Raw genomic sequence first — 6558 nt, forward strand, 5'->3', positions numbered from 1 at the left:
TGGGCGCACGGGGTGAGTAAGGTGGCGGCGTTGACGTTCGGCCCGGTCGTCTCGGCGGGTCGCGGTTTCCGATGGGGGAGTTGCACATGAGCAAGTGGGAGTACCAGACGGTGGCTCTGCTGTCGCACGCCACCAAGCAGATCCTGGACAACTGGGGGGCGGACGGGTGGGAGCTCGTCAGCGTCGTGCCCGCGCCGCTCCCGGAGGGCACCGACCCGCGCAACCAGCAGTACGTGGCCTACATGAAGCGGGAGCTCTGATGGCCGCCACTCCGGAGGAGCGCATCGCCGACCTGGGACTGACGATCCCCGAGGTGGTGCCCCCGGTGGCCTCGTACGCGCCGACGGTGCGCTCCGGCGACCACGTGTACGTGGCGGGCCAACTGCCCTTCGTGGACGGTGCGCTGCCCGTCACGGGCAGGGTCGGCGGCGGCGTCACGGCCGAGGTCGCCCGGGACATGGCCGCCCGGTGCGCGCTCAACGGCATCGCCGCGGTGCGCGCCGAGATCGGCGACCTGTCGAAGGTGGTGCGGGTGGTGAAGCTGACCGGTTTCGTGGCCAGCACCCCCGACTTCACCGGGCAGCCCGGTGTGATCAACGGGGCCAGCGACCTGATCGGCCGTGTCTTCGGTGACGCCGGTGTCCACGCGCGCAGCGCCGTCGGCGCGGTGTCCCTGCCGTTGGACGCGCCGGTCGAGGTCGAGATGATCGTCGAGGTCCGCTGACCGGTCGTCCGACGAACCGGGTCCGCGGCGCGACCGTCCGGAGCAGGAGGGCAGGATGTCCGTCGAACAGGCGCCGCGGGGCGCCCCCGAAGCCAGGCCCGCGGCCACGGTGATGCTGCTCCGCTCCGCGGAGCGCGAGGGCGGGGCGGGCCTGGAGGTCCTGCTCATGCGCCGGGTGCGCTCCATGGGGTTCGCGCCGGGGGCCCACGTCTTCCCCGGAGGCGGGGTCGACGAGCGCGACGCCGACGGGGACCTGCCGTGGACGGGGCCCTCCCCGCGGGAGTGGGCCGGGACCCTGGGCACGGACGTGCGCACCGCCCGGGCGCTCGTGTGCGCGGCGGTCCGCGAGACGTTCGAGGAGACCGGCGTCCTGCTCGCCGACAGGCCCGGACGGGCCGAGGGGGAGCCGATCACCCTCGACACCTCCACCGAGGAGTGGGAGCGGGACCGGCTGGGGCTGATCGACCGCTCCCGCTCCTTCACGGAGGTGCTCGCGCGGCGCGGCCTGGTGCTGCGGTCGGAGTGGCTGCGCGCCTGGTCCCGCTGGATCACCCCCAGGACGGAGCCCAAGCGCTTCGACACCTGGTTCTTCGTCGCCGAACCGCCACCCGGCCAGGTGCCCCGCGACGTGGGCGGGGAGGCCGATGCCATCCGTTGGACCGACCCCGCGGCCGTCCCCGCCGCGTGGGAGGCGGGGCGGCTGCCGATGCTGCCGCCCACCCTGTTCTCGTGCGCCCAGTTGGCCGCCTGTCGCACCCTGGCAGGTGTACGCCGCGTTCAACGGGATATCGTCCCTTTTGAACCGGATGTTCGGGAGATTGACGGCCACCTCTGGGTCGTGGCCCCGGACGGGTCCCGCTATCCCCTGCCCCGACCGAAGAAGACCTCCTGAGGGACCCCGCGCCACGGCGCCCACACGGTCCGGTTCGGCCCCGGCGAGTGAGCGAGGTGCGATGAGGATCGACGGTTCCGGAACACTGCGCGCGAGCTGCGTGCTCTGCCCCAACCCCGGCCCGATGACGTTGGAGGGGACCAACACCTGGCTCCTGCGGGAGCCGGGGGCGCGCGGCGTCGTGGTCGTGGACCCCGGCCCGCACGAGGAGCGCCACCTGGAGCGCGTGGCGCGCATGGTGCAGGAGCAGGGCGCCCAGGTGGTCATGTCCCTGGTGACCCACCGGCACGACGACCACACCGGGGGGAGCCGCTACTTCTCGGAGCTGACCGGCGCCCCGGTCCACGCCGTCGACCCGCGGATGCGGGTGGGCGGATCCGGTTTGGAGGACGGGGAGGTGATTTCCGTGGACGGCCTGGAGCTGCGGGTGATCGCCACGCCGGGGCACACCGACGACTCCGTGTGCCTGTTGCTGGAGTCCGACGACACCCTTCTGACCGGTGACACCGTCCTCGGCCACGGGACGCCGGTGATCGACGGCGACGACGGCCTGGCCCCCTACATGGACTCGTTGTACCGGCTGCGGGACCTCGTGCGCGAGTACCGGGTGCGGACGCTGCTGCCCGGGCACGGTCCGATCCTCTCCTCCCCGGACGCGGTGCTCAGCTCCTACATCGACCACCGGGAGTCGCGACTGGAGCAGGTGCGGGCCGCTCTGAGATCGGGGGCGGCCAGTACCGAGGAGATCGTCGACAAGGTCTACCCGGACATCTCCGAGAAGATCCGTCTGGCCGCGCACTCGTCCGTGCGCGCCCAGCTGCGCTACCTCGAACAGCACGGTGAGCTCTCGGAGGAGGTCGAGGTCTGATCGGCGGGCGGCCCCGGACAGCGCTGTGGCCGCCTACCCCGAGGAGGCGGCGGCCACAAGGCGACGCGGTCCTGACCTGTCAGGCCAATGCGCCTAGGAGCTGTTTTTTGAACGCGGTGCCGCACCGCAGGGGGTTGCGAGGGCGCCCACGGGGCTGGCGGAGGTGCCGGAGGCGGGTTCGCGAGGAACGGGTGAACACGCCGTAGGCGCCGAAGGTTCCCGTTCTCCGGGCGCCCGAGCACGGACCGAAGCGGAGCGGAGGTTCAAAGAACACAGCCTAGCGGGCGCGGCGGCGCATGCGCTCGACGTCGAGCAGGACCACGGCCTTGGCCTCGATGCGCAGCCAGCCGCGCAGGGCGAATTCGGCCAGGGCCTTGTTCACCGTCTCACGGGAGGCACCGACCAGTTGGGCGAGCTCCTCCTGGGTGAGGTCGTGGTGGACGTGCAGGCCGTCGTCGCTCTCCTTGCCGAACTTGTCGGCGAGTTCCAGCAGGGCCTTGGCCACGCGCCCGGGCACGTCGGTGAAGACCAGGTCGGCCATCACGTCGTTGGTGCGGCGCAGCCGCTCGGCCAGGGCCTTGAGCAACTGGAGGGAGACGTGCGGGCGGCTGGACAGGAACGGGCGCAGGTCGTCGTGGCCCAGGCCTGCCAGTACGGAGTCGGTGACCGCGACGACGCTCGCCGTGCGCGGGCGCGGGTCGAACAGCGACAGCTCACCGAACATCTCGCTCGGGCCGAGCACGCTGAGCAGGTTCTCGCGGCCGTCCACCGCGGTGCGGGTGAGCTTCACCTTTCCGCTGAGGATCACGTAGAGGCGGTCGCCCTCGTCGCCCTCCCCGAACAGGGTCTGCCCGCGGCCGAGGCGTACTTCGTTGACCGAGGAGCGGAGCGCGGCCGTGTCCTCCTCACCCAGCGCCTCGAACAGAGGAGCCTTCCGTAGAACCTCGTTGATCTCGTCCACTACTCGTCCTCCCAAAAACCCGACCGCCAACAGTGTGACGTATATCGCACCCGGTCGTGAAACCAGGTCGTTGCCTCGGCTTGTCCGCCGGGAGATCGCACGCTCACAACAGCCGACGTCAGCCCATGCGATCTTAGTCGGAATCGGTCCGCATTCCGGGCGCCCCCCGCCGCTTTGCGGGCATCGGTGGCATAATCCCGGTCCTCGAAAGCCCCATGCCCCGCTCACCCGGACGCACTCTCCCCCTTCCCCGAGCGCCGGTACGGGGTGCTCGGGGCGCCTATCCTGTGACGATGCCCCGTGAGACACCAGACGGCAGTGCGGTACCGGTCACACCGACCGGGGAGAGCCGGCTCGCACTGGTCCGCCGTGCCCGCAAGATGTACCGGGAGCTCGTCGAGCTGTATCCGGACGCGCACTGCGAACTGAACTTCACGACCCCCCTGGAGCTGCTGGTCGCGACGATCCTGTCCGCCCAGTGCACGGACAAGCGGGTCAACCAGGTCACCCCCGCGCTCTTCGCGCGTTATCCCGGTGCCGAAGCCTACGCGTCGGCCCGGCGCGAGGAACTGGAGGAGATGGTCCGTTCGACCGGCTTCTTCAGGTCCAAGGCCGGCAACCTCATCGGGTTGGGTCAGGCCCTGTGCGAGAAGCACGGCGGCGAGGTTCCTGGAAACCTCTCCGACCTGGTCAAACTACCGGGTGTTGGGCGTAAGACGGCAAACGTACTGCTTGGTAATGCCTTTGATGTGCCCGGAATCACGGTTGACACCCATTTCGGGCGTCTTGTCCGACGTTTCGGGTGGACCGGGGAACAGGACCCGGTGAAGGTCGAACACGAGATCGCCGAACTCTTCCCGCCCAAGGACTGGACGATGCTCTCGCACCGCGTCGTGTGGCACGGGCGCAGGGTCTGCCACGCCCGCAGGCCCGCCTGCGGGGCATGCGGCCTCGCCCGGTGGTGCCCGTCCTTCGGGGAGGGGCCCACCGACGAGGCCACCGCCGTGAAGCTTCTGCGTATGCGTTCGTTCGCCTGAGATTTCGGGGCGACCGCCACGGGGGGACGCCGCGGGTTTGTACCCTGGTCAAGTGAGTGGGTACACACTCACCGTCCCCGGACGGGTTCGGTCACGCCCCGTCCACACAACCGGTGTGACGACCCCCAGGGCAGGTTTCCTTCATGAACTCGACACCGGGCTGGCTCACCGCTCTCGCTGAGTCGGCCAGGACGATGCCCGTCCCCCGCCGTATGCGCCCTCCGGAGACCGGAGGGCGCGAGTCGGCCGTACTCATCCTCTTCGGTGAGGGGGAGTCGGGGCCGGACCTGCTCCTCATCCAGCGCAACGAGGGTCTGCGCAGACACCCCGGGCAGCCCGCCTTCCCCGGCGGCCGCATCGAGCCCACCGACGCCTCACCCGAGGCGGCGGCGCTGCGCGAGGCGGCGGAGGAGACCGGTGCCGAGCCGGACGGGATCGACGTGGTCGGCCGCCTCCCAGAGCTGTACCTGCCCTTCAGCGACTTCCGCGTCATGCCCGTCCTGGGATGGTGGCGCAGACCGAGCGACGTGCGCCCCGTCGACATCGGCGAGGTCGCCGCGGTCTCCAGGGTGCCCGTCGCCGACCTCGCCGACCCCGGTAACCGGGTCCAGGTCCGCTACGGCGGCGATGGCGCGTGGGGCCCCGGCTTCCGGGTCGACGGCATGCTCGTGTGGGGTTTCACCGGCGCGGTCGTCGACGCCCTCCTCGGTCTGGGCGGATGGGAACTTCCCTGGCACCGGGAGGGTCTCACTGACGTGTTCGAAGCCACCCCGCACGGTCTCCGCCCGGTCGGGTGACGCTCTTGGAGGCCACCGTGCTCGACGTGATCCTGATGGTCCTGTTGCTGGTGTTCGCTGTGATCGGCTACAGGCAGGGGCTCATCGTCGGCGTCTTCAGCTTCGCGGGGTTCGTCGGCGGCGGTGTCCTCGCCGCACTGACCGCTCCCGGCCACATCCAGGAGTGGGTGGCCGACCCCGGGCGCCAGGCGCTGCTGGCGATCGCGGTGGTGTTCCTGGCGGCAGCCCTGGGCCAGTTCCTGCTCTCCTATCTGGGCACGCTGGTCCGCAACCGGGTCACCTGGGACTCGGCGCGCGTCCTGGACGCCCTCGGCGGCGCGGTCGTCAGCGGGGTCTCGGTCCTGCTCGTGGCATGGTTCATCGGCAGCACCGTGGCCAACTCGGCGCTGCCCTTCATCGCCGGCCAGGTCCAGGACTCCCGCATCCTGCAGTCGGTGGACGCCGTGATGCCCGAGGCGGCGCACAGCGGGTTCACGACCTTTCGGGGGATCGTGGACCAGAGCGACTTCCCCCAGGTGTTCAGCGGGCTGGGGACCGGAGAACTGGCGGAGGTGGAGCCGCCCGACCCCGAGGTTCTCACCACCCCCGAGCTCATCGAGGCCAGCCACAGCGTGGTCAAGGTCCTGGGAACCGCACCGGAGTGCCAGCGGCGGGTGGAGGGGACCGGGTTCGCCTACGGTGACGACCGGATCATGACCAACGCCCACGTGGTCGCCGGGGTCACCCGGGACCTTCGGGTGGTCACCCGGGACGGGCACCAGTTGGAGGCGACCCTGGTGCTGTTCGACCCGCAGCAGGACCTGGCCGTTCTCGACGTCCCCGGGCTGGAACTGACACCGCTGGAGTTCAACGGAGAGGCCGATGAGGGCGCCGACGCCGTCGTGGCCGGGTTTCCCCGCAACAGCGGCTTCACGGCCGTTCCAGCGCGTGTGAGGGCCCGCCAGACGGCCCAGGGGCCAGACTTCTACCACTCGCAGCAGGTGAGCCGGGAGATCTACCAGGTGCGGGCGGTCGTGCGGCCGGGCAACTCCGGCGGGCCGCTGCTGGCCCCCGACGGCACGGTGTACGGGGTGGTGTTCGCGGCGGCCACGAACGAGGACGAGACCGGCTACGTGCTCACCGCGGACGAGGTCGCGACCAACGCCGGAGCGGGACTGACGGCGACGGCGGAGGTGTCGTCGCAGGTCTGTGATTGACCGTGCTTACGGTCCCTCGCAGGCCCGCCCGTCGCCCACCACCACCCTCAACGGACGGCCTCCGGCCGCAGTTCTGCCCGCCC

At 70.8% G+C, this 6558-nt stretch carries 8 protein-coding genes; 7 read left to right on the plus strand and 1 reads right to left on the minus strand.

Annotated elements, in window-relative coordinates; genetic code table 11:
• The first annotated feature begins 86 nt into the window (after positions 1-86).
• From ACFHWE_RS17430 to ACFHWE_RS17445, 4 genes are all read left to right on the plus strand, one after another.
• Positions 87-260 (plus strand): DUF4177 domain-containing protein, encoded by a 174-nt coding sequence (locus ACFHWE_RS17430; RefSeq protein WP_013156298.1) that lies wholly within the window; start codon positions 87-89, stop codon positions 258-260.
• On the plus strand, positions 260-724 hold the full coding sequence (locus ACFHWE_RS17435) for a RidA family protein (RefSeq protein ID WP_416602708.1): 465 nt from the start codon (positions 260-262) through the stop codon (positions 722-724). Before ACFHWE_RS17430 ends, ACFHWE_RS17435 begins: the two co-directional genes overlap by 1 nt.
• 55 nt (positions 725-779) lie before the next feature.
• Complete coding sequence (locus ACFHWE_RS17440; RefSeq protein WP_416602709.1) at positions 780-1616, plus strand: NUDIX hydrolase; 837 nt, start codon at positions 780-782, stop codon at positions 1614-1616.
• Positions 1617-1677: 61 nt separating this feature from the next.
• Positions 1678-2484: an MBL fold metallo-hydrolase gene (locus ACFHWE_RS17445; RefSeq protein WP_416602710.1), complete on the plus strand. Its 807-nt coding sequence runs from the start codon at positions 1678-1680 to the stop codon at positions 2482-2484.
• 277 nt (positions 2485-2761) lie between these two features.
• Here ACFHWE_RS17445 and ACFHWE_RS17450 read toward each other — a convergent pair whose 3' ends face one another.
• Positions 2762-3436 (minus strand): Crp/Fnr family transcriptional regulator, encoded by a 675-nt coding sequence (locus ACFHWE_RS17450; RefSeq protein ID WP_197024288.1) that lies wholly within the window; start codon positions 3434-3436, stop codon positions 2762-2764.
• A gap of 302 nt (positions 3437-3738) precedes the next feature.
• On the opposite strand from ACFHWE_RS17450, the gene nth reads away from it, so the two are divergent.
• The 3 genes from nth to ACFHWE_RS17465 all read left to right on the plus strand — a co-directional run bounded on the left by nth (position 3739) and on the right by ACFHWE_RS17465 (position 6475).
• Complete coding sequence (gene nth / locus ACFHWE_RS17455; protein ID WP_416602711.1) at positions 3739-4482, plus strand: endonuclease III; 744 nt, start codon at positions 3739-3741, stop codon at positions 4480-4482.
• Between the two features lie 143 nt (positions 4483-4625).
• Positions 4626-5279: an NUDIX hydrolase gene (locus ACFHWE_RS17460; protein WP_416602712.1), complete on the plus strand. Its 654-nt coding sequence runs from the start codon at positions 4626-4628 to the stop codon at positions 5277-5279.
• 17 nt (positions 5280-5296) lie between these two features.
• Positions 5297-6475, plus strand: a complete 1179-nt coding sequence (locus tag ACFHWE_RS17465; RefSeq protein WP_416602713.1) for a MarP family serine protease — start codon at positions 5297-5299, stop codon at positions 6473-6475.
• The last annotated feature ends 83 nt before the right edge of the window (positions 6476-6558 follow it).

The sequence above is a fragment of the Nocardiopsis sp. LOL_012 genome (genome assembly GCF_048060475.1).
Classification (GTDB): Bacteria; Actinomycetota; Actinomycetes; order Streptosporangiales; family Streptosporangiaceae; genus Nocardiopsis.

Excerpts from the sequence above, each read along its gene's own strand:
- ACFHWE_RS17440 (WP_416602709.1), top strand. The coding sequence starts at position 780 with ATGTCCGTCGAACAGGCGCCGCGGGGCGCCCCCGAAGCCAGGCCCGCG.
- nth (WP_416602711.1), top strand. The coding sequence starts at position 3,739 with ATGCCCCGTGAGACACCAGACGGCAGTGCGGTACCGGTCACACCGACC.
- ACFHWE_RS17430 (WP_013156298.1), top strand. The coding sequence starts at position 87 with ATGAGCAAGTGGGAGTACCAGACGGTGGCTCTGCTGTCGCACGCCACC.
- ACFHWE_RS17460 (WP_416602712.1), top strand. The coding sequence starts at position 4,626 with ATGAACTCGACACCGGGCTGGCTCACCGCTCTCGCTGAGTCGGCCAGG.
- ACFHWE_RS17445 (WP_416602710.1), top strand. The coding sequence starts at position 1,678 with ATGAGGATCGACGGTTCCGGAACACTGCGCGCGAGCTGCGTGCTCTGC.
- ACFHWE_RS17435 (WP_416602708.1), top strand. The coding sequence starts at position 260 with ATGGCCGCCACTCCGGAGGAGCGCATCGCCGACCTGGGACTGACGATC.